General features: G+C 48.6%; 20 protein-coding genes and 1 riboswitch. Of the genes, 12 read left to right on the top strand and 8 right to left on the bottom strand.

What is annotated here, in order from left to right; genetic code table 11:
* The first annotated feature begins 69 nt into the window (after nucleotides 1–69).
* Nucleotides 70–807, top strand: coding sequence for a tRNA pseudouridine(38-40) synthase TruA (truA, locus tag AA84_RS0104235; protein WP_028976168.1), 738 nt, complete (start codon nucleotides 70–72; stop codon nucleotides 805–807).
* On the opposite strand, the gene AA84_RS0104230 is transcribed toward truA, so the two are convergent.
* Nucleotides 797–2491: an adenine deaminase C-terminal domain-containing protein gene (locus tag AA84_RS0104230; RefSeq protein WP_028976167.1), complete on the bottom strand. Its 1695-nt coding sequence runs from the start codon at nucleotides 2489–2491 to the stop codon at nucleotides 797–799. The two genes, truA and AA84_RS0104230, sit on opposite strands and share 11 nt — an antisense overlap.
* Before the next feature lie 272 nt (nucleotides 2492–2763).
* Between AA84_RS0104230 and AA84_RS0104225 the strand changes: the two genes are divergently transcribed.
* A complete protein-coding gene (locus tag AA84_RS0104225) occupies nucleotides 2764–3375 on the top strand; it encodes a hypothetical protein (protein WP_028976166.1) in 612 nt (203 codons plus the stop codon).
* Here the strand turns inward: AA84_RS0104225 and AA84_RS17045 are convergent.
* Together AA84_RS17045 and AA84_RS0104215 are read right to left on the bottom strand one after the other, a co-directional pair.
* The gene (locus AA84_RS17045) at nucleotides 3339–3950 is read right to left on the bottom strand and encodes a DUF6944 family repetitive protein (protein ID WP_051575203.1); all 612 of its coding nucleotides are present in this window, start codon (nucleotides 3948–3950) and stop codon (nucleotides 3339–3341) included. The two genes, AA84_RS0104225 and AA84_RS17045, sit on opposite strands and share 37 nt — an antisense overlap.
* Before the next feature lie 137 nt (nucleotides 3951–4087).
* Nucleotides 4088–5323 carry an MFS transporter gene (locus tag AA84_RS0104215; protein WP_028976165.1) on the bottom strand — a complete coding sequence of 412 codons (1236 nt, stop codon included), beginning with the start codon at nucleotides 5321–5323 and terminating at the stop codon, nucleotides 4088–4090.
* 434 nt (nucleotides 5324–5757) lie between these two features.
* Here AA84_RS0104215 and AA84_RS0104205 point away from each other — a divergent pair, with 434 nt between their 5' ends.
* Both AA84_RS0104205 and AA84_RS0104200 read left to right on the top strand, forming a co-directional pair.
* The gene (locus AA84_RS0104205) at nucleotides 5758–6858 is read left to right on the top strand and encodes a branched-chain amino acid aminotransferase (protein WP_028976163.1); all 1101 of its coding nucleotides are present in this window, start codon (nucleotides 5758–5760) and stop codon (nucleotides 6856–6858) included.
* A gap of 557 nt (nucleotides 6859–7415) precedes the next feature.
* Nucleotides 7416–8576 (top strand): aminotransferase A, encoded by a 1161-nt coding sequence (locus AA84_RS0104200; RefSeq protein ID WP_028976162.1) that lies wholly within the window; start codon nucleotides 7416–7418, stop codon nucleotides 8574–8576.
* 81 nt (nucleotides 8577–8657) lie between these two features.
* Here the strand turns inward: AA84_RS0104200 and AA84_RS0104195 are convergent, their stop codons facing one another.
* A complete protein-coding gene (locus tag AA84_RS0104195; protein ID WP_172969028.1) occupies nucleotides 8658–9119 on the bottom strand; it encodes an Hsp20/alpha crystallin family protein in 462 nt (153 codons plus the stop codon).
* A gap of 133 nt (nucleotides 9120–9252) precedes the next feature.
* Between AA84_RS0104195 and AA84_RS0104190 the strand changes: the two genes are divergently transcribed.
* The 4 genes from AA84_RS0104190 to AA84_RS0104175 all read left to right on the top strand — a co-directional run bounded on the left by AA84_RS0104190 (nucleotide 9253) and on the right by AA84_RS0104175 (nucleotide 14256).
* Nucleotides 9253–9795 (top strand): cysteine hydrolase family protein, encoded by a 543-nt coding sequence (locus AA84_RS0104190; protein ID WP_028976160.1) that lies wholly within the window; start codon nucleotides 9253–9255, stop codon nucleotides 9793–9795.
* Between the two features lie 150 nt (nucleotides 9796–9945).
* Nucleotides 9946–11730: a DNA helicase RecQ gene (recQ, locus tag AA84_RS0104185; RefSeq protein ID WP_028976159.1), complete on the top strand. Its 1785-nt coding sequence runs from the start codon at nucleotides 9946–9948 to the stop codon at nucleotides 11728–11730.
* 189 nt (nucleotides 11731–11919) lie between these two features.
* Nucleotides 11920–12101, top strand: a riboswitch (Lysine riboswitch).
* A 232-nt stretch (nucleotides 12102–12333) separates the two neighbouring features.
* Entirely contained in the window at nucleotides 12334–13722 is a 1389-nt protein-coding gene (locus AA84_RS0104180) for an amino acid permease (protein WP_223362608.1), read from the top strand.
* 207 nt (nucleotides 13723–13929) lie between these two features.
* The gene (locus AA84_RS0104175; protein WP_081788048.1) at nucleotides 13930–14256 is read left to right on the top strand and encodes a DUF1516 family protein; all 327 of its coding nucleotides are present in this window, start codon (nucleotides 13930–13932) and stop codon (nucleotides 14254–14256) included.
* A 54-nt stretch (nucleotides 14257–14310) separates the two neighbouring features.
* Here AA84_RS0104175 and AA84_RS0104170 read toward each other — a convergent pair whose 3' ends face one another.
* A complete protein-coding gene (locus AA84_RS0104170) occupies nucleotides 14311–15504 on the bottom strand; it encodes an aminotransferase class I/II-fold pyridoxal phosphate-dependent enzyme (protein WP_028976156.1) in 1194 nt (397 codons plus the stop codon).
* A 250-nt stretch (nucleotides 15505–15754) separates the two neighbouring features.
* Between AA84_RS0104170 and AA84_RS0104165 the strand changes: the two genes are divergently transcribed.
* The 3 genes from AA84_RS0104165 (at nucleotide 15755) to AA84_RS0104155 (ending at nucleotide 18441) form a co-directional block, all read left to right on the top strand.
* Complete coding sequence (locus AA84_RS0104165; RefSeq protein ID WP_028976155.1) at nucleotides 15755–17014, top strand: glycosyl hydrolase family 18 protein; 1260 nt, start codon at nucleotides 15755–15757, stop codon at nucleotides 17012–17014.
* Nucleotides 17015–17095: 81 nt separating this feature from the next.
* Nucleotides 17096–17968: an NAD(P)-dependent oxidoreductase gene (locus AA84_RS0104160; protein ID WP_028976154.1), complete on the top strand. Its 873-nt coding sequence runs from the start codon at nucleotides 17096–17098 to the stop codon at nucleotides 17966–17968.
* Nucleotides 17969–18066: 98 nt separating this feature from the next.
* Nucleotides 18067–18441, top strand: a complete 375-nt coding sequence (locus AA84_RS0104155; protein WP_028976153.1) for a DUF423 domain-containing protein — start codon at nucleotides 18067–18069, stop codon at nucleotides 18439–18441.
* 233 nt (nucleotides 18442–18674) lie between these two features.
* On the opposite strand, the gene gerQ is transcribed toward AA84_RS0104155, so the two are convergent.
* From gerQ to hemQ, 3 genes are all read right to left on the bottom strand, one after another.
* Nucleotides 18675–19217: a spore coat protein GerQ gene (gene gerQ, locus AA84_RS0104150; RefSeq protein ID WP_028976152.1), complete on the bottom strand. Its 543-nt coding sequence runs from the start codon at nucleotides 19215–19217 to the stop codon at nucleotides 18675–18677.
* 30 nt (nucleotides 19218–19247) lie between these two features.
* A complete protein-coding gene (locus AA84_RS0104145; protein WP_028976151.1) occupies nucleotides 19248–19670 on the bottom strand; it encodes a cell wall hydrolase in 423 nt (140 codons plus the stop codon).
* 275 nt (nucleotides 19671–19945) lie between these two features.
* Complete coding sequence (gene hemQ / locus AA84_RS0104140) at nucleotides 19946–20692, bottom strand: hydrogen peroxide-dependent heme synthase (protein WP_028976150.1); 747 nt, start codon at nucleotides 20690–20692, stop codon at nucleotides 19946–19948.
* A 154-nt stretch (nucleotides 20693–20846) separates the two neighbouring features.
* On the opposite strand from hemQ, the gene pta reads away from it, so the two are divergent.
* Complete coding sequence (gene pta / locus AA84_RS0104135; protein WP_028976149.1) at nucleotides 20847–21839, top strand: phosphate acetyltransferase; 993 nt, start codon at nucleotides 20847–20849, stop codon at nucleotides 21837–21839.
* Nucleotides 21840–21988: the final 149 nt, after the last annotated feature.

The raw sequence follows: 21988 nt of genomic DNA, 5'->3' as shown, positions 1-21988 counted from the left end.
GGACTGAAGTTGCGGGACAATGCGGAGGTAGGAATGAGACGCCTTATGAGGCTTCAAAAGGAGAAAGAAATGAACAATTATAAATTAACCATCCAGTATGACGGCAGCCGCTACAAAGGCTGGCAGCGGCTGGGCGATACGAAGAATACGATTCAAGGAAAAATCGAACAAACGCTGACAGCAATTATCGGTCAGTCCATTGAAATCGTCGGCTGCAGCCGAACCGATGCCGGTGTTCATGCACTGGGACAAGTTGCCAATTTCAAAACGGAGACGCTGCTTGATGAAGCGGATTTTCTCAATCAATTGAATCATCAGCTGCCTAGAGATATTTGCGTGCCGACCATCGAACGCGTTTCTGAACGTTTCCATGCGCGTTACAATGCTAAAGCGAAAACCTATCTATATAAAATTTGGAATGAGCCGAACAGTAATCCTTTTATGCGAAAATTCAGCATGCATGTTGACGAAAAGTTGGACATCGCGCGCATGCGGCAGGCCGGCACGCATTTTATCGGCACGCATGATTTTACTGCTTACGCAAATGCAAAATCAAAGAAAAAGTCAGCAGTCCGCACGATTTCGGCGATTAAAATGGATGCGCATGATGGCTTCATTGATATCCGCTTGACCGGTGATGGCTTTCTGTACAACATGGCGCGGAAAATGGTCGGCACACTCATTGAAGTCGGGATATGCGCAATCGAAGTCGATGCGATTCCGCATATCCTCGAATCGAAGCAGCGCGTACAAACAGGCCGCCTGGCGGACGCCTGCGGCCTGTATCTGGAGCACATCAGTTATTAATGGTTGGCACAATCAGCTGATTGGACTTGATGTCAAGGATACCCCTTGGCGTCAGTCGTACGAACGGGAGATGCTGTTCGGTCAGGAAAAACAAACAGAAGAACGGATCGTCAAAAGCGAAGCCGTCCTTTTTCATTGCTTGCAAGAACTGTTCGGCTTTGGGACTCAATGCGTCCATCGATCGTGTGCTCATGACACCGAGCAGATCCAAGCTGAACGAGAACGCATCCGTACCATCAAACTGTGCCGTGATCCCTTGGAATCCATGGCGGATTTCTTGGTAGGCGGCGTGCATTGCAGCACGGTCGCGCCCGATGATCAGGATGTCGCCAGAGGCGCAGTAGGTACTTCCCAGTGCCTGAAGCGAATGCGCAAAGTTGCGAATACGTGTGTTTAAGACGGCACCGGTTAATCGGCATATATAGGTAAGAAAGCATTCATCATCAGACAGCGGGCTGACCGGATCAAAGGGGTACGGACGGGTAATGACGCTGTTTTGCAGTTCGAGACCGATCGGCGCGACTGGGCTAAGCGGATACTGTTCCGGCAAATGACGCGTGTCGGCGTGATTAAAATAACGTTTCAGATCAAGAGCAACCGGCTCGGTCATTCGTTTCTCGTTGCGCACGAGCCATTTTCCCTCAAAAAGAACGCTCGTCGGCTCGGGCTCCTGAAGCGATTCGATAATGTTGATGTCGGCAATTCTGCCCGGCGTGATGCTACCGAACAGGTCGTCGATATGGTAATATACTGCCGGGTTTAAGGTCGCCATTCGGTACGCGTCCGCCATAGAAATACCGCAATCCATGGTCTGTCTAATCATTGCGGCATGTGTGGCATGGTGTAAAAAGGGAAGTGATGCGCCGTCATTGGTCAGCATCAGCTTGGACAGATCAAGTCCCGGATGCCGTGCCAATCCGCTCATGATTACCGGAAGATCGGGACGGATCGATGAGTTGCGAATCGCAGTATAATAACCGAGATTGAGCCGATGAATTACATCGCGCGGAGTCATAGACTCGTGATCGCCCGTCATTCCGGATGCCGCGAACAGGTTGAGTGTGTTGAGCGATGAACCGGGCAGATGCGCTTCCATCCGTTTGCCGGAGCGACGCACGGCAAACAATTTATCCTTTAAGTCCTGAGCACCTAATTTAAGCGGCAGCCAGTGGCTCAATTCTCCGCCCTGCATCACGAACGGCTGCTTCAGCCATTTTTCCAGCGCAGCAGTTGAAGGATGCTGGTTCTCAAAGTAAGCCCACCATAACCAGGAGTGTCCGCCTGCTTGATTCAGTTCGTGAACAAACTGTTCCATTTGTTCACCGCTCAAATGCGCCAAAGCGAAGCTATTGTCATTGACTGAAATCATCGTTCCTTTTTCCGTCAGATAACGGCCTAAAGAAAGCGGGTTATAAACAAGAAAGGGGTGGGCATGTGGCTCAATATAGGCAGGGACCATGATCTGATTTGCTTTTAAACGGCAAACTTCCGTGTTTTCGGAAATCAGCGGTTCATCCGGCCCAACATAGGCAATCCGATTGCCGCTGATCCAAATGTTCTCTTTTTGGACGATGCCAGAATAGACATGAAGCACAGGGGCATCGGGAAAGAACAAGGATGCAGCTGCCTTTTTTTGAACGGTATCAATCAATTGGTGGTGTTCTTTTTCAGTTAACGCATGCATGGATGATCACATCACATTCTAACAAGTTGTCTCTATTATAACGAGAGACGCGCTGATTTTCATGGAAAGCAGATCCGCACCCCAATTTTTACCACTTTTTTTGAGATCAACACGGTCATCGAAATGCTGTTAAATCCTATCTTCTGAAACACATATTGCGTCAGCATGCACCGGTCCAAACGGTTGGCGCACACGTGACAGACATGCAGTTCTGCCACGCGTAGGCGTATAATCAAAGTAAATCATTTTCGGTACAGCGCAAAGGAGAATCGATGAAAAAGAAGAAATGGATGTATTTTGTGTTCATCAGTGTCATCGCCGCCCTTCTCATGGCTGCCGCTTGGTGGATCGCCGCTGGCGCAATCAATCCCGCGATGCGTACCCCGTCCACGGATTTGTCCCGAGAGGCGTTCCATGGCATGCGTATCGGCGACTCGATTGAATCAAAGGCGTTTGTCCGTCGATTTGGCAAGCCGATTCCAAGAGCGCAGAAGGATCGAAAGCTGGTCTATTATTCCTGGAAGGGCGGGCTGGTTACGGCTTCAAAAAGGGCCGAACCGCACAAGGGGCGGATTGCCGCCTTTTATCTGCTTAAAATGCAGCGCGTGCGCCTTGGCAATGTGTTTTCAGACTCATTGCCTGCCTTGCCGTCATTTTCTTTTCGCCCAAATAATCCGCTCAAAACCTATCGAGAGATTCAAATCGGGGACAGCAAAGAACAGGTGATTCGCCACTACGGCACTGATTATTATTCATTTAATATACGCGAGGGCGGGCAAATCATTGGCTATGTTGATCACAAGAATGAAATGAAGCTCGAGTTCAACATGAATAAGCATGCCCAGGTTCAGTCCATTAGGCTGGCGGAAGAAGGAATGAAGTGACCGGTGTCACGTGACTCAAAGGGGATTGTTGTTGCCCGATCATAGGCAGCCAGGAAAGAGAGTGATGCGCCGGTGGCTTGTACCCAACTGCCGGTCGCGTTAACTTGGTCCGTCTTGGCTTCGTCTGCCGCTTGATTGATCTGAAGAATCGTCGAGACCGCCTGAAGTGAGTTGCCGGCAATCTGCAACAAGTTGCCAATGATCGAGAGGGCGGTCGCACGATTGCGTTCCTCCGTTTCCAGATCCGACTGCAGCGACAGCGACCCTCCAAGTGCCTGAAGCATGTTGCCGATCGTAGTCGTTCGCAGATTATCGTGTTGCGGTTGCGCGGCGATGTCCCCATAGATGACGAGTCCGTTGCCGAAGCTTTGCATGGTACCGCCGACCGCATCCAGACCCTCGCTAATGTTTGCATCTAGACCATTCCCGGTTGCCTGCAAGGCGTTGCCCACAACATCCAGACCATTCTTTATCTCTTCCGGAAGCGTGATGGACGGTGTGGCACCAATAGCCGCACTTATCGTCCCTAGTGCATTGATGAAGGCATAATCAACCGCTCGAATTTGCTCGTCCATTACTCGCTCCTCCTCTTATCACAATTTATTCGGGATGATGGCGTGAGTTCATCAAAAACAGGTGAATCTGTTGATATAGGCCGAATGAAAAACCCGTACGGATGAGCCGTACGGGTTATCATTTATTCAAATTAAATTTATTTATAACGTGTGCGGCGTCCTGCGAAGGCAGGCTGGGCACGATGAAGATGCCAATTAAATTTGATGCGGCCGCTACGCAACTGATTGATTACCAGCAGAAAGATGAGATACGCAACGGCGATGCTAACGATATACCACAAGGTCATGCCGACACCCGCACGGTCAAGCGCGAATCCGGTAATGGCTGGGAACACGGCGGCACCCAGTCCGGATAATCCCGAGATAATTGGCGTCACCAAGTGTGCGCTGTTTGGGATGGAGTAGTTTGCGTAGACTAAGGTGATCGAGTAAATCCCGGACATCATCAGTCCCAGTGTACCAACGAAGATGTATCCCGTTATCACATTCTTTATAAAAATGAAGAACAACAGTGAGGTGATGGTTCCGGCGATACTCATCAACAGAAATTTGCTGTAGGTGAGTTTGCGGATGACAAATGCAGTTGCTGCACGGCCAATAACCATCGCACCCCAAAAAATACCGACACTGATTGAGGCATAATAGGCAGCTTGGTTTAAATAGTTCATGAAAATTGAAGACATGAAATTATTCAGACTGCCTTCAAGCCCGCCATACAGGAAGACGATCAAAGCGAAAAAGCCAAGTACCATCCATTTTAATTGATTGCTGAGTGGTCGCTGCGCATCGCTTGAACCCGAGGCATCCAAGGGCTCGCGAGTATCGACCATGGTTTTCGAGTATGAAATGCGCGTCCAGACAATGGCAAGGATGACTGCGAGCACGGCGGTAATGACGAACAGATAACGCCAGATATCATGGGCGATAAAGAAACTGGCAAGAAGCGGCATTGTAAAAGCACCGAGTCCGAACGATACTTCAAGATAGCTCATCGCTACTGCCTGACGGCCGATAAACACTTCAATGAACATGGTGGCAACGACGATCCCGATAGAAGCCGATCCAACACTGTTGAGAAAATAAAGAGCCATAAACAATGGAAACGGCGGCAATAGCAAGATGCTGAATTGCGCTGCAGCAATCAACAACGCGGAAAAGGTCAGCAGCGCTTTCGGATGAAAGCGGCGATTGAGATATGAAGTCAGCAGAACGCCTGCAAGAAATCCCATTGCACCAACAAAAATTAGTCTTCCACCAATTGTGTATGAAACATGGTAGTAACTTAAAAGTTCAGGCATCACAGATCCGATAGAAATAGCCGTCAGTCCGGTCAGAAAATACAAAGCACAAGAGGCAAAAGTAAATTGGCGCATGGTAAAGCGCTCCTTTCATCGTGAACGATAATTGAGAAGACCGTCGTCCGCCTAAGCGTTCTCCTAAGTCAACCAGAACATTGTAGCAGGATGATCAAGACAATAGAAGCCTTTTGAATGAATTTTTTTATGTTTTTTTTGTTGCGTAAAAATGTGTGTATTTTCAATGATTACACGCATGAAATCCGCCCAAAAAAACATGTGTACGACGCGTTATTCGCCTAGCATTTGCACAGCGCTTATGCCGCATATGTATACGCAAGAACGGCCTTTAAGTTACCCCAAACAATTCTGGAATATTAATAAGGGCATTATCGATACTAAAGAAAAGAAAAGTGAAATCCGCATGCATGAATTGCTGCGTGATGTGGCGTCTGGCGAAACGGATTGCTATAATCAAATTAGGAATATGAAACTTTAGGAGGATTCGTATCATGGGGCAGTCGATCACGTTCAAAAAAGCTGATCATTTGAAAGAAAAGCCTGGCTCCGCGAAACTAGGTTTCGGTAAACTTTTTACCGATTATATGTTCGAAATGGACTATTCGACGGAAAAAGGCTGGCATGACGCAAGAATTGTACCCTACGGACCAATCCAATTGGATCCGGCTGCAACGATTTTTCATTATGGTCAGGAAGTTTTCGAAGGATTAAAAGCGTATCGGACGGAAGACAAACGTGTCCTATTGTTTCGCCCTGATAAAAACATGGCGCGTATGAATCAGTCGTGTGATCGGCTGAACATCCCAAAAATTGATGAAAAGTTTGTGATCAAAGCGATAAAAAAACTGGTTGCCATCGAAGAAGCATGGATTCCATCCGAACCGGGGCAATCGCTTTACATTCGTCCATTTATTATTGGTACGGATGCGGCATTGGGCGTACATCCGTCAGCAACCTATAAGCTGCTGATTATTCTGTCTCCAGTGGGTGCTTACTTTGGCAACTCCATGAGTCCGGTAAAGATCTATGTTGAAGATGAGTTCGTCCGTGCGGTTAAGGGCGGTGTCGGCTACGCAAAGACCGCCGGCAATTATGCGGCGAGTCTCAAAGCACAGACGAAGTCGGAAAAGCTGGGCTTTGATCAGGTGCTTTGGCTGGACGGTGTGGAACATAAATATATTGAAGAAGTCGGCAGCATGAACATCTTCTTCAAAATTGACGATGAAGTATGGACTCCGGCACTGAACGGCAGTATTCTCCCAGGCGTGACGCGTGCTTCTGTCATTGAACTGCTTAAAAAATGGGGCATAACGGTCAAAGAGAAGAAAGTCTCTGTGAACAAGCTGTTCAAAAAAGCAGAAAAACAAAAATTGAAAGAAGTCTTTGGTACCGGAACGGCAGCCGTTATTTCTCCGGTCGGTTTCTTGAAGTGGGAAGACCATGTCATTAAAGTGGCAAACGGAAAAACCGGCAAGCTGTCGCAAAAATTGTACGACACGATCACCGGCATACAAAGCGGCAAGATTGAAGATAAATTAGGCTGGACGCAGGAAGTTAAGCTTCAAAAAGAAAAAGAAGCCGTTGCTGAATAAGCAGGTAACCCAGAAAAGCCTTTACGCAGATTGAGGCGTGCAGGCTTTTTGTTTACAAACAGCTGCGCAAAGCGCCCGAATCGCCCCGCGGCAAGCGAGCAATCGGAGCGACGATTCAGCACCGAAAAGACAGGAGACCATCACACATGTATGAAGGAACTTTCCTAAAGGAACTTTCTTAAAGGAACTTTCGCTAAGTGCGCATACGTCCTGTATGCAACGCGAAAGTCATCACATCCTGTGAAAGCACGTCCTGTATGCAACGCGAAAGTCATCACATCCTGTGAAAGCACGTCCTGTATGCAACGCGAAAGTCATCACATCCTGTGAAAGTACGTCCTGTATGCAACGCGAAAGCCACCGCATCCTGCGGAAGTAAGGACCGGACGCTTTTTGCCCGGTTTTTCTCACACTGGTAAGAAAGTATAGAAAATAAAAAGATTTAAGGAAACGAGTGTAAGTGCAACTAAGCCTTTGCCTTCGCCAGAGGCTTGGCAAAGCCAAGTTTTCTAATCAAATAGAGATGAACGATGGGAGAGTGGAAGATCATGACGGCTATGGAACACCTTGTGAACAGTCATGTTCGCGACATTCAAATCAGTGGCATTCGACAATTCTTTAATAAAGTGAAAGACTATCCGGGGGCGGTTTCATTGACCATCGGCCAACCGGATTTCGCAACACCCGAGCATGTGAAAGATGCTGGGAAAACTGCGATTGATCACAACAAAACCACCTATACAGCAAACGCGGGCTTAATTGAATTAAGACAGGCGATTGCAAATTATATTTTAGAAAAATATGATCTTCACTATGAAGCGGCGTCGGAAATCATCACCACTGTTGGCGCAAGCGAGGCAATTGATCTTGCTTTTCGTACGATTCTTGAACCTGGCGATGAGGTCATTCTGCCGGGACCAGCCTATCCTGGATATGCCGCGCCGATCACACTTGCCGGAGGTGTACCTGTCTTTATCGACACTCGGGAAACGGCATTTAAACTGACAGCCGCCCAGATCGCTGAAAATTTGACTGAAAAAACGAAGGCGGTCATTCTTCCTTACCCATCCAATCCGACCGGATGCGTGCTGACGTACGAAGAATTGAAAGCAATCGCTGAAGTGCTAAAGGATAAGCCAGTTTTCGTCGTTTCTGATGAAATTTACAGCGAGCTGACCTACGATCAAAAGCACCGATCAATTGCAACCTTTCCAGGAATGAAAGAGAAGACGCTGGTGATTAACGGGTTGTCGAAGTCGCATGCGATGACCGGCTGGCGCATGGGCTATATTCTCGCGGACCAACCGATTGCTGAACAATTGATTAAAGTGCATCAATACGGTATTTCCTGCATTACGAGCATCACGCAATACGCTGCTATTGAGGCACTGACGACCGGGAAGAACGATGCGGAACCGATGCGTCGCGCTTATAAGGAGCGGCTGGATTATGTCATCGGCCGCCTCGAAGCGATGGGTCTTGATGTTGTGCGGCCGTCCGGGGCGTTTTACGTTTTCCCGTCGATTAAAAAGTTTGGGCGGACGTCCGAACACTTTGCCTTGCAGCTGCTTGATCAGGAGCGCTTGGCAGCCGTACCAGGAAGCGCCTTTTCATCTTATGGTGAAGGTTATCTGCGTTTGTCCTATGCTTATTCGATGGATGTCTTAAAAGATGGCTTGGATCGGTTGGAACGATTTGTTGCGCGACTATCCAAATGAACGGGATTCTACTTACATAAGCGCTGTCTTTGAGCTATGAAAAGAGGCTGCCTCCTATGAAGCAGCCTCTTTGCCTTGCATTCATTCGATTGAAAGCCGGTGTCCTTTTTTCGGCGTTTTTGGTCCGTGAATCTTTAAGATCCCATTGATGTAGGAAGCCTGGGTACGCGCACGATCAATCGTATACGGTATGGTCACGACGCGCTCAGCATGGTCAAAACGGTATTCGTGGGTAAAAGCACCGGTTTGCTGGTGCTGCGTATTCATTACCACATTATTGTTCACTGAAATTTTAACTTTATCGCTGAAGAGTTCAATATGAATATTCTTTCGTTCTGCTCCAGGCAGCTCAGCTTCAACCACCCATTCTTTTTCCGCTTCATAGAAATGAACTGGGAAACCGGACACGGAATGACTGCTGAAAAAATCGTCGATGGATCTCAATACATCACCGAAAGGATTGCGTTCGAAGAAGGCATCAAGATCATTCATGAGGTTCCTTCTCTTGGGCAACTGCGGTTTGTCGGGATTATTCTTATCCATCATGACTCCTCCTTTTCAGATACTTATCTGCTCCCATCATATGTATCCGGTGTGGATTTGTTTCGTGGATTTTCATTGGCGAATGCGGAACAACCGCTTTGGCAATAATGGGGGAACAGAGGAGGCGCGGGCGATGAAGAACGACAATAAAGCTTTGCTGATCATTGATATGATCAATCCGCTTCAATTCAGCAAAGCCGGGCTGCTCTTGAATGGCATCAAGCAAATGATTCATCCGTTGGCCTGTTTGATGGACAGGGCGCGAAAACAAGGCATTCCAATTATTTATGTGAACGATAATTGTGGCCGCTGGGCATCGAATCGCGATGATCTGATTCACGCGGCGCTGGAAGGACCGGGGGCTGAAGCGGTACGTCAACTCCTCCCCGATCCTGAGGACTACTTTATTATTAAACCGAAACATTCCGGCTTTTTCGCGACGCCGCTTCATGCACTCCTGCATGATTTGGGTGCGGATACATTGATCTTGACTGGGGTAGCAGGCAACCTATGCGTTTTGTTTACGGCAAATGATGCGTATATGCGCGACTTTCATCTGATGGTGCCGCAAGATTGTTGCGCCTCAAACGTCAAGGAGGATAATGACTATGCGTTGCGCATGATGAATCAAGTACTTGGTGCCGACACGCGCAGGCAGTCTGAACTTGAACTGTGAGGGCAAGAGCAAACGGGATAATTATGATAAAATGGGTCTAGCGTTTATACGACGTTTAAGGATGGGAAAAGGCTTGTGGAAGCGGGCGAATGTTACAGACAGTCCCGTACGATCCGATACGCAGGCCAACGATTAAAGGAGATTTCAATGATGGATGATGCAGCGCACCGAGCCTTGAAAAAATATTTTGGCTATGATGAGTTCCGCAGAGGTCAAGATCAAATCATTACGCGCTTGCTTGACGGCGACGACACGATTGGCATTATGCCGACGGGCGGCGGAAAATCGCTTTGTTACCAGATTCCGGCACTGCTTTTCCCCGGCGTTACCCTTGTCATTTCACCACTGATTTCTTTAATGAAGGATCAGGTTGATGCGCTTGGCAATGCCGGCATCCAAGCAACCTTCATCAACAGCTCACTCAGCTTCACTGAAGGAAAAGAGCGCCTGACAGCGGCTGCCCGCGGCAAGTATAAACTGGTCTACATCGCTCCAGAACGATTAGAGGTTCCTGATTTTGTACGGGCTCTGGAACGGATGAAGGTTTCTCTGGTTGCTATCGATGAGGCGCACTGCATCTCGCAATGGGGACATGACTTCCGGCCAAGCTATCGCTCGATTCCAGCGATGATCACGCGCTTTTCTCAGAAACCGGTGGTTGTCGCACTGACCGCAACGGCGACGCCGAATGTCACCGCAGATATTTGTCAGCTTCTGGGGATTGCGCAGGATCACGTGATCGCTACTGGCTTTGCCCGTGACAATCTGAACTTTCAAGTGATTCGTGGACAAAGTGCGGATGTCTTTCTTTTCGACTATCTGAAGAAAAATCAGGATCAGCCGGGCATTGTTTATGCTGCAACCCGCAAAGAGGTTGACCGCTTATCTGCGCGCCTTGCGGAGAAAGGACTGGCAGTCGGTCGCTATCATGCTGGATTATCGGAACAGGAACGGGCGATGAGTCAAGAACGTTTTCTCTATGATGATCTGACGGTCCTTGTTGCGACGAATGCGTTTGGTATGGGGATTAATAAAAGCAATGTACGCTTTGTGATTCACTACAATATGCCGCGCAATATTGAGGCCTATTACCAGGAGGCAGGGCGTGCCGGACGCGATGGAGAAAAGAGCGATTGCATCCTGTTGTTTTCGCCACAGGACATTCGGCTGCAGAAATTCTTCATCGATCAATCTGAGATGGATGATGCATTGAAACATGCGGAGTACCATAAGCTGGAGCAGATGATCGGTTATTGCCACACAGAAACGTGTTTGCAAGGTTACATATTGCGCTATTTCGGAGATAAAGATCCAGACAATTGCGGGCATTGCGGCAACTGCTTGGATACACGTGAACAATCCGATGTAACGATTGAAGCCCAAAAAGTACTGTCGTGTGTCAAGCGGCTGCGCGAACGTTATGGCAAGATGATGGTTGCCAAGGTACTCGCCGGTGCATCGGATCAAAAGGTGAAGACATTTCATCTGAATCGGCTCTCAACCTATGGCATCATGCAGGAGCAAACGCAGAAGCAGATCAGTGAATTCATCGATTTTCTGACTGCCGAGCAGTATCTTGTGCAGCAAGGCGGTGCTTATCCGGTGCTCGCACTGAGCGATCGCTCGCTCGCTGTTTTAAAAGGCGAAGCAAAGGTGTATAAAAAGGGCAGCGTACGTGCGGAACGTCTTGCTGTGGACGATGCACTCTTTGAAACTTTGAAACAAGTACGCAAGGCACTGGCTCAGAAAGAATATGTGCCGCCCTATATTATTTTCTCTGATCAGTCTTTGCGCGAAATGAGCGCACGGCTCCCCTCAACGGACCATGAATTCCTAATGATCAAAGGCGTTGGCCAGCAGAAGCTGGAAAAATACGGACAAGCCTTTATGAAGGCGATTGCTGAGTATCAGGAGGCGCAGCAGGAACCGGTATGACGTCACGCCCTGAGTTGAATTGGTCGGCAGTGGTTCGCCGATGTTTATTGATCTTATCTATAACGTTGACACAAACGTGCATGCATTGGTAAGTTCCTGAAATACCGGTTTAAAAAGGCCTTTTGGTTGAATTTTATCTGGGATGCAGGTAGAATTAAGCCTGTTGTCGAAAAAAGTCTCCTCGCAAACAGAGGGGGTAGAGGCGCGGCAGTTATGAGAAGTACATCTGAGGCGAAGGGACGCCGGACGGTGTGCGTAAGGAACTGTTGCCGAAGCGGGTTCGGATCCCTTGCCGAATCGGTTGGGTTCGTTTCCGAAAGGAGCGAAACTGTCACATGCGAGCAGTTTGCGTGTGGTGTGCTATCGGGGAAGATGTGCGTGGAGTGAGTGGATCGATTGACTTTAATTTTCAAGCAGATCTTATTAACTTTACTATGAAGAGTTCGCCCGTTTAAGAGCATCACGATGCTTTTGACGGGCGTTTTTATCGTTCATTCATTTTTATGCCGCATGTTCCTCTGAATTACAGAGAGGGAGAGAGAACAAGTGAAGAAAGACAGCAAGAATCAATTGCAACGCGGATTGAAGTCACGTCACCTAACGATGATTTCGCTTGGAGGGGCGATCGGAACCGGATTGTTCCTAGCGAGCGGGAACGCGATCTATACTGCCGGACCGGGTGGAGCACTGCTTGCTTATGGACTGACCGGAGTGATGGTGTACTTCCTGATGACCAGCTTGGGTGAGCTGGCTACCTATATGCCGATCAGTGGGTCGTTCAGTACCTATGCAACCCGCTTTGTCGATCCGTCCTTTGGTTTTGCACTCGGTTGGAATTACTGGTATAACTGGGCGATCACGATTGCCAGTGAATTGTCGGCGGCAACGCTGATCATGAAATTCTGGTTCCCGGACAGTCCATCCATGCTATGGAGCGGTCTGTTTCTAGCGATTATTTTCTTACTGAATGCCTTGACTGTGAAAGGCTACGGCGAGTCCGAATACTGGTTTGCCATTATTAAAGTTGTGACCGTCATTATTTTTATCATCATCGGTTTGCTGATGATTTTCCGTATCTTAGGCGGGGGTGTGCCTGGATTCTCGAACTTTACCGTGGGCGATGCACCGTTCCATGGCGGTTTTCTCGCTGCATTCGGCGTCTTTCTGGCGGCGGGCTATTCATTCCAAGGGACTGAACTGCTCGGCGTCAGTGCGGGTGAAAGCGAGCATCCAGAAAAAAATGTTCCGAAAGCGATGAATACGATTTTCTGGCGTATTCTGCTCTTCTATATTTTGGCCATATTTGTCATTGCTATGATTCTACCTTATACCAATCACAATCTGTCAGCGACGGACTCGGTCATGGTCAGCCCGTTCACATTGGTGTTTGACCGCGCCGGGCTTGCTGTTGCTGCATCAGTCATGAACGCGGTGATTTTGACAGCTGTTCTGTCGGCAGGCAATTCAGGTCTGTACGCATCGACACGTATGCTTTATGCACTCGCCACAGAGGGCAAGGCGCCGAAATTCCTCGGCTATGTTACGCGACACGGCATTCCGATTTGGTCGCTGATCGTTACGGCAGCCTTTGGCCTGCTTGCCTTCTTTGCTTCCGGCTTTGGCGATGGTATTGTTTATAACTGGCTGCTCAGCGCATCGGGCATGTGCGGGTTTATTGCTTGGCTCGGGATCGCAATCAGCCATTATCGATTCCGGCGTGCTTATGTTGCACAAGGCGGTAAGCTTAGTGATCTGCCATACCGGGCGAAATGGTTCCCATTCGGTCCGCTGTTTGCTTTTGCCGTCTGCCTGATCGTCATTATCGGTCAGAGTTTCGGTGCTTTTTCTGGAGGGGAAATCGACTGGGGCGGAATTATTGCCGCTTACATCGGCATTCCTATTTTCCTCGCCGTTTGGCTGATTGCCAAGTGGAAAATGAGAACGAAACTGATTCCGCTTGAGCAATGTGACCTGTCACGTCATGGCAATTAATTATTGATCTCAAGGAAGGTGTCTCAATAGTCAAAGGTGACGTTGAGGCACCTTCTTGTATGCGCGCTTCTGGGGTCGTTGGTGACAACTTTTGTGTGGATGGTCCTGTTTTTCGAATGTGTGGGTACATCGATGCGGCTTGGCCTGGGAATGGTACAGGTTCATGGTAAAATAAAGAGAGTTTCGTACAAGAAAAGAGGAATAGTGATGCATAGTTTGGCACAAATCCATGGGCTGGTTTGGGGACTTATGGTGATTCTTTTTCTCCTGAGCTATCTTTTCTACCAGCAAAAAGTATGGAGTATGATCCTGCGGCTCACTTATTTGGTGATGATTGGAACCGGAATAGCGATGCTGTTCATCATCCATTTTCCGTTCATGCTGGTCGTTAAAGCCGTTCTGTCCTTTGCATTAATCGGTTTGATGGAAGCGGCGCTTGGCAAACGGAAAAAACAGCAACCGGCAGGACTTCTGCTCGTGCTCAGTACGGTAGTCTTAATTGTGATTCTGTTGATCGGCTACCGCGTCATTTAAAAAAGAACTTTTCCCGAATAGCATCGGGAAAAGTTCTTTTTGTTTCTCTTATGCTTAATTTTTTACGGGTGCTTCACTTAAAATTCCTGATGCTTTAATGCGTTCGGCGGCTTCTTTGAGCCGTTCTTCAGGCTCAAGCAGTCCGACGCGTACAAATTGATCGCCATGGGTGCCGAAACCGGCGCCGGGTGCGACGGCAACATGAGCACGTTCGAGCAGAGCATCAGCAAAGGACTCGGAAGTGTAACCGTTCGGTACCTTGAACCAACAGAAGAATGATCCCTTTGGTGCACGGACATCCCAACCAATCGCGCGCATGCTTTCGACTAAGACATTTCGGCGCTGTTCGTAAAGCGCGCATAATTGCTGAACTGACTGCTGCGCGCCAAGCAGCGCAGCCGATCCCGCATCCTGAATCGGGCTCGGGACATCGGAGTGATCAATGTCGTGGAAGGTGCTGAGCGCGCGGATAATTGACGCATTTCCGACTGCAAAGCCGACCCGGAATCCGGCCATGTTGTATGTTTTTGACAACGTGTACACTTCAATGCCTTGTTCCTTTGCGCCCGGCGTCTGCAGGAAGCTGATTGGACGTTTCCCGTCAAAACCGAATGCCGCATAGGCAAAATCATGGACAACCGGCATTTGATGTTTGCGTGAGAAACGTACCGTATCAGCAAAGAATGCCTCGGTAGCCATTGCTCCGGTTGGATTATTCGGATAGTTTAACATCAGCAAATGCGCTTTTTCCAAAATATCTGCAGGAATCGTTCGATAATCCGGTAAAAAGTCGTCTTCTGCGCGCACCGGGATTCCGTAGGTCCGCGCACCGGCAAGTTCCGGACAGACGTAGTACAGCGGGTAGCCGGGATCGGTCGTCAACATGACATCGCCCGGATTTAGCAGTGTTTGCGGTAATGCTGAAATCGCCACCGTTGCCCCGTCAAAGACGGTCACCTCTGTTTCGGGATCAAGCGTGACCCCATATTCGCGTCTGTAAAAGCTGCTGATTGCTTCTTTAAAAGAACGTTTGCCGCCTGCAGTAGGATAACCTTGATTCTCATGGAGCGGAGCGGCTTGATTCATTGCTTCGATAATTGGTTTCGGCGTCGGCTGATCCGGACTGCCGGTATGAAGATGGATGACATCAATGCCCTGCTTCACCACAGCATCAATTTTTTGTTCAATGCTGGTGAAGTAATTGGCGGGAAGCGCTTGAACTTGCCGGGATGGAATGAATTCAGCCATAAATAACCCTCGTTTCTTTCCGTACTTTTCTATACTCTATGCCCTTCACTTTAAGGGCGTTCATTCTACCACAGGTTGCTCATAGTGATCAATAAAATTCGCAACGTCTCTTATCATAACGCTTTTTTCTCTATGAATCTATGTACCGTTGTGGAACCGTTCCTCAGCTGCTGAATAAGTTAGAGTGAAATGCCTATGTTTGAGTATCGTGCATACCTGTAAATCTTGGTGCGCGGGGAAGGGTGAAACAATGTTTGTTTATACAGTAAGAACCGGAGACTCTTTATTTGCGATCAGTCAGAAGTTTGATGTTCCGGTGGACACATTGAGAAGCGTCAATGGGCTGGCGGCGACAAATATTGTTACCGGTCAAGCGCTGCTGGTGACTAGCGATGTTTATACAGTGCAGCCCGGTGACAGTTTATGGACGATTTCGCGTATGGCTTATGTACCGTTAAGCGCGCTCCGACAAGCAAATCCAGGAATCAACCCAGATCAGCTGAGTATTGGTCAGAAAATTAATCTTCCAACGATTGAGCGGCGCGTCGCCACTCATTTCAGCTATTCACAGCTTCGGACGCCGGCGCTTGATCAATCGGTTATTGCTAATAATGCGCCGTATTTAACGTACATTGCACTTTTTGAAACGCATTTTAATTGGAACGGCGATCTGAGTCCGCTCAATGACAATGCCGCGGTGCTTGCCGCTTGGCGCGGGCGGGTGACCCCGGTGCTGACCGTAACCAATTTGACGGCGACCGGATTTAATTCGGCTTTAGTGCAACGTGTTTTAAATACACCGAGTGTGCAGCAGACTCTGATCGACAACATGATCAACATGGCGACCTCCAGCGGCTACGGCGGGATCAATATTGATTTCGAAGGCGTACTGCCGGCGGATCGCAATGCGTTTGTGATGTTTCTGCAAGCGCTAAAGCAAAGGACACAATCGGCCAATTTGAATCTGAGTATCGCTGTGCCTGCAAAAACGAATGATGATGTGCCTTGGGTGCGTGGCTATGACTATGCAGCAATCGGTGCGATCGTCGATCAATTCTTCATTATGGCGTATGACTGGCATTATAGCGGGAGTGAGCCAGGAGCAACCGCTCCAATTCAGCTTGTTCGCGAAACGCTTGAATTTGCTGCTAGCCTAATGGATCGAAATAAAATAATCATGGGTACACCTTTTTACGGTTATGATTGGCCGATTCCGTTTTCCGCTCAGAATCCGGGCCGGGCGATTACGTATCAAGCCGCCATTGATCTGGCAATGAGCGAACAGGTACCGATTAATTATTCAACAACAGATCAAGCCGCTTATTTCTATTATACCGACGACAGCGGTCAGAACCGCGTGGTCTGGTTTGAAGATGTGCGCAGTTTGTTTGCAAAGGCACAGCTGGTTTACGATTCGCGAATCGCTGGTATCGGTTCTTGGCAGATTAACTTTCCGATGGCGGTCTATCCTTGGGTGTTCACTCACTTTTTCCAAATTCGAAAGGTCTGAGCACTGCGTATGACGTGAAAATGAGAGGTGTTCATGCTATCGTTATCCTAGATGCTAAGGATAGGAAAGCGAGTGAGAGGCATGGCAGAAAAGACGATTGGGTTTATTGGAACCGGAGTTATGGGCAAAGGCATGATCCGCAATTTGATGAAGGCGGGTTTTGCACTTCACGTTTATAATCGTACCAAAAGCAAGGCAGACGATCTTATTGCCGAAGGCGCAGTCTGGAAAGCAAGTCCCGCGGAAGCCGCTGAAGGAGCCGACATTGTGATTACAATGGTTGGTTATCCTAAAGATGTGGCTTCCGTTTATTTTGATAATGGGATCATCGCTCATGCAAAAGCAGGCGCCTATCTGATTGATATGACAACGTCTTCGCCGCAGCTCGCTGAAAAAATTTATCGGGCGGCTGCCCCTAAAGGGCTGCATGCATTGGATGCTCCGGTGTCCGGCGGAGATGTCGGGGCAAAGAATGGGACGCTGTCCATCATGGTCGGCGGTGACGCGCACGACGCCGAAGCAATGACACCCGTTTTCCAGGCGATGGGCCAGAAGATCGTGTATCAAGGGAAAGCAGGCTCCGGTCAGCATACAAAGATGGCCAATCAGATCGCGATCGCATCCAATATGATCGGTGTGGCCGAGGCGTTAGCCTATGCAAAACACGCTGGACTTGATACAGACAAAGTCATGGAGAGTATTGAAACCGGGGCTGCTGGCAGCTGGTCACTGAGCAATCTGGGGCCGCGCATGCTAAAAGGAGATTTCGAACCCGGTTTTTACATCAAGCATTTGATCAAGGATGAACGAATTGCTTTGGAATCAACGCAAGCCATGGGCATGGATGCTCCGGGCCTCGCCTTGTCAAAGGAGATCTACGAAGCGCTCGCTGATCAGGGCGAAGAAAACAGCGGCACACAAGCGATTTATAAAAACTATTGGAATGAGAAATAAGCAACAAAACCGTTGCGTAAAGCGTGCAGCTTTCATTAAAGCGATGCAAGCGATGAAGGAATACGCATTGGGACAAATAATGAGAGGGGGGGCTTCATGTGAAAGTTTTTATTGCAATTGGTGCCATTCTGGCGTTCTTATCGGTTACTTTTGGCGCTTTTGGCGCACATGTGCTGAAGGCGCGCTTGACGGAGCAGAATCTTTCCATTTTCCAAACCGGCGTTCAGTATCAAATGGTTCACGCACTAGGGCTGATTTTGATTGGCATTTTGGCTCTGACGGTCTTCACTGGACAGACGACACTGCTCGCTTGGGCCGGCTGGTTGATGACGCTTGGCGTCGTGCTCTTTTCAGGAAGCTTGTATGCACTCACGCTTAGCGGTGTCCGCGTACTGGGGGCGATCACACCGATTGGCGGCGTTCTTTTTCTCATCAGCTGGGTACTCGTTGTTGCAGCGGTCTTGCGTGCGTGATGTACGCGAAAAAGACGGAGCGGTTTTTACGAACCGCTTCGTCTTTTTTACAGGAAAAAAAGGATAAGATTTTGCCCCGTCTTCAAACCAATAGACCCATGTCTTGACCGAGAATCAAAGTGGAGGTACTCTAGCGCCAGCGGGAACCGCGTGCCAGCGAGCAATCGAAGCGCACACAAAATTAGGATGGTTTAAGGACCGAGCACAGCTTGTTTTTTTCACGATTGCAGGAATTAACGCCCGGCAGGAGTTGGCGCCGCGTAAGGATATTCGTACGCCAGTGGTCCGGTAAACTCGAAATAGTTGACGAACACCATCGGAATGAGGAAGCGTCGTTGTGTTTCTTCGTCCTCAATAATAACATGATCACGTCCGGCCGCTTCAACTGTACCGGTAAACGTTTTCGCGTTCCATTGGCTATTGCCTTCGAAGGTGCAGTAGACGGTTGCTGTTTTGCCTAAATTCAGTCGCAAAATGTTTTCAATATAAGATTGTTCGACAAAAGGCAGCGGAAGAACTTGTGGGCTGACCGGTTGCTGCGGTGCACCGGTCTGCGGAACCGGGAGCGTATAAGCCGGAAAAGGATAAGGTAATGCTTGTGGTGCGGGCTGCGGTGCACCAATTGGCTGCTGCGTCTGAGCTTGAAAAGGAAATGAACCGCTCGGCTGCTGTGGCTGGACTTGCTGTCTTGAGTCATCCCAGGTCTGCTGCGCTTGGGGATCCGGATTAAATGCTGCGCCATAAGGCCAGCTGTCTGGCGGAAATTGAACGCCCATAAATGAACTCACTCCTTAACAATCGATTGGTCAATAAACTCGCGGACAATCCGATTCAGTAGGGGAGAAGAAACAATGTGCTTTAAAGCGGCCGGTGTTCCACTGATTGTACCACTGAGCAGGACACGCGCCTGCCGGCTGAAAAAACCAAAGCGAATTCGATGCAGGATGGAACCGTTCCCCTTTAAGTGTTCGCTCGGCAAGCCGTTTATCTTGTGAGCGAGCCGCTTGATAAAAATATCCCTTTTGCGTTGCCTCGAAACCGCCAGGACTCTGAAAAACCATTTGTTGAATTGTCCTCAATCCTTCAAAATCAAGACAGTTGCCGAGTACCCGATTGACGCCGACATTGCCGACCATCAGCATACCGAGCTGACCGTCGCCTTCTGCCTCGGCACGCATTAAACGAGCGAGAAGTGAAACATCGTTCGACGTATACTGAACCACGGCCATAATCATGCCTGCCCCCTTTTCTTTTGGTGAAGAATCTTATGTGAATTGGCATCGGTATCCCCATTGCAAAAGTGACGCATCAGTGCGGCCGTCCGGATTGGCGCGCGCCTTTTAAAGTGGTGCGTCGAACCAGCCCGGCTGCTTGAACGGAAGATTTATAAGCCAAGGTTCTTAAGTACATATAAAGCCTATGCGTCTGATCGCAAATGATGACAGCGGGTCTGGAATTACGGCCAATAAAAAAAGACCTGTTTCCAGGTCTTTACATCAGAAGATTAGATGAAAAATTTTTGTTGAAACTGCTCTTGTGTTAAATGATTGCCGACAAAAAACGGTCCGAATTCGCCGAAACGGGCGCTTGCCTCATCAAAACGCATCTCATAAACAATTTTCTTGAATTGCAGCGGATCATCTGAGAAAAGGGTTACGCCCCATTCCCAATCGTCGAAACCGACCGACCCGGTGATGATCTGATGAATTTTTCCGGCATACTTGCGGCCGATTTGTCCGTGGCTCTTCATCATCTCACGCCGTTCTTCCATCGGTAGCATATACCAATTATCGCCATGTTCGCGCCGTTTATCCATTGGATAGAAGCAGAAGTAGTCGTTTTTTGGAAGGATCGGTTTCAACCGCTTCTGAACATAGGGATTCGCATAGGGATCGCCGCCGTCTTTGCCCAGATAATTGCTTAGTTCTACGACCGAAACAAAAGAATAGGCGGGATCGGTCACCTCACCTAGTTTTGATTTATCAAATTCGGTTTCCAGATCACTGAGTTCGTCCATCGTTGGGCGAAGCGTAATCATAACGAAATCCGCTTTTTGACCGAGCACGGAATAGAGCGCAAAGCTTCCATCATGCGCTTCTTCGTTAATCTCGGCACGACTGAAAAACTGATTAAATTCATTTAATGCTTGCTGTCGCTCCCATTCGGATTTTTCTTTCCATGCCGACCAGTCAATGGTACGGAAATCGTGGAGACAGTACCAGCCATCGAGTGTCTGTGCTGCTTCAGCCATCGTGAACACCTCTCTTTTTTTTCATTTTCTCACCTAGTCTAATATAGCACAGTTTCCCAATTGGATCAGAGGATGAAATTAACTTTCCAAATGTAGGATGTGTTCTTTTCGTTTATACTAAAGGTATAAGATAATTATTGGGAGGCGATGGACGATGGCAGACTTATTTGAACGATTGAAACCCGAAATTAAGAAGGGGAAACCGTCGATTATTTTTCCTGAAGCAGACGATGAACGGATTCGCGAAGCGGTGTGCACTTTAGCGTCAGAAGAATTGATTGTGCCCATTCTGATTGGGAAACAAGAAGAATCCACTGAGGAATTGAGGACGCTTGCTTCTGAAAATAAGCTTCGATTTCTGCATCCGGAAACGGATAAAGAACTGCAGACTAAAATCGATGCATTGGTGGCACGCAGAAAGGGAAAGACGGATGCTGCCCAAGCGGCACAGTGGTTAAGCGATCCGTGCTACTACGGGACGATGTTGGTTTACTTGGGCGAAGCGGAAGGACTTGTCAGCGGTGCAGCCCATTCAACCGCTGAAACCGTGCGTCCGGCACTGCAAATCATCAAAGCACAGCCGGGCAAGAAACGGATCTCGGGTTCCTTTATTCTTACGAAGGGGGATAAAGAATTCGTTTTTGCCGACTGTGGCATTAACATATCGCCCGACAGTGAAACATTGGCGGAAATCGCCATCGAATCAGCGGAGACAGCGGTACTGTTCGGTATCGATCCGAAAATTGCAATGCTCAGCTTCTCTACGAAGGGATCGGCAAAAGACCCGTCGATTGATAAAGTGAACGAAGCAGTAAAGCGCGTTCATGAGAAAGCACCGGATCTTGCGGTTGACGGCGAGCTGCAGTTTGATGCTGCCTATGTGCCGGAAGTAGCAGCTAAAAAAGCGCCGGATTCCCCGATTGCCGGCAAAGCGACTGTGTTTGTTTTTCCAAATATCGATGCAGGAAATATTGGTTACAAAATGGTACAGCGACTCGGCGGCTATACAGCAGTGGGACCGATTTTACAGGGATTGGCCAAGCCGGTTAACGACTTGTCACGCGGCTGTTCGGCAGATGATGTTTACAAGCTGGCGCTGATTACGGCCAAGCAAGCGCTGAGTGCAGCCCAGCCTCAAAATGTATAAAGGATCGGCATCCGTTCCGAGGCGTTCGGTACCGTTAGGTGAGCAATTGAAGCAACGGGCAAATACTTCATACGACTGAAAGCACGCGTTTTTCGCTCGGTTTTTGAAAGTATAAGATTTTTGGTCCCGCAAAAGACAGTGCGCCCGAG

Source organism: Sporolactobacillus terrae DSM 11697, from assembly GCF_000648615.1.
Classification (GTDB): Bacteria; Bacillota; Bacilli; order Bacillales; family Sporolactobacillaceae; genus Sporolactobacillus; species Sporolactobacillus terrae.
The sequence above is the reverse complement of the archived record's forward strand: the minus strand, read 5'-3'. Positions and strand labels throughout refer to the sequence as shown.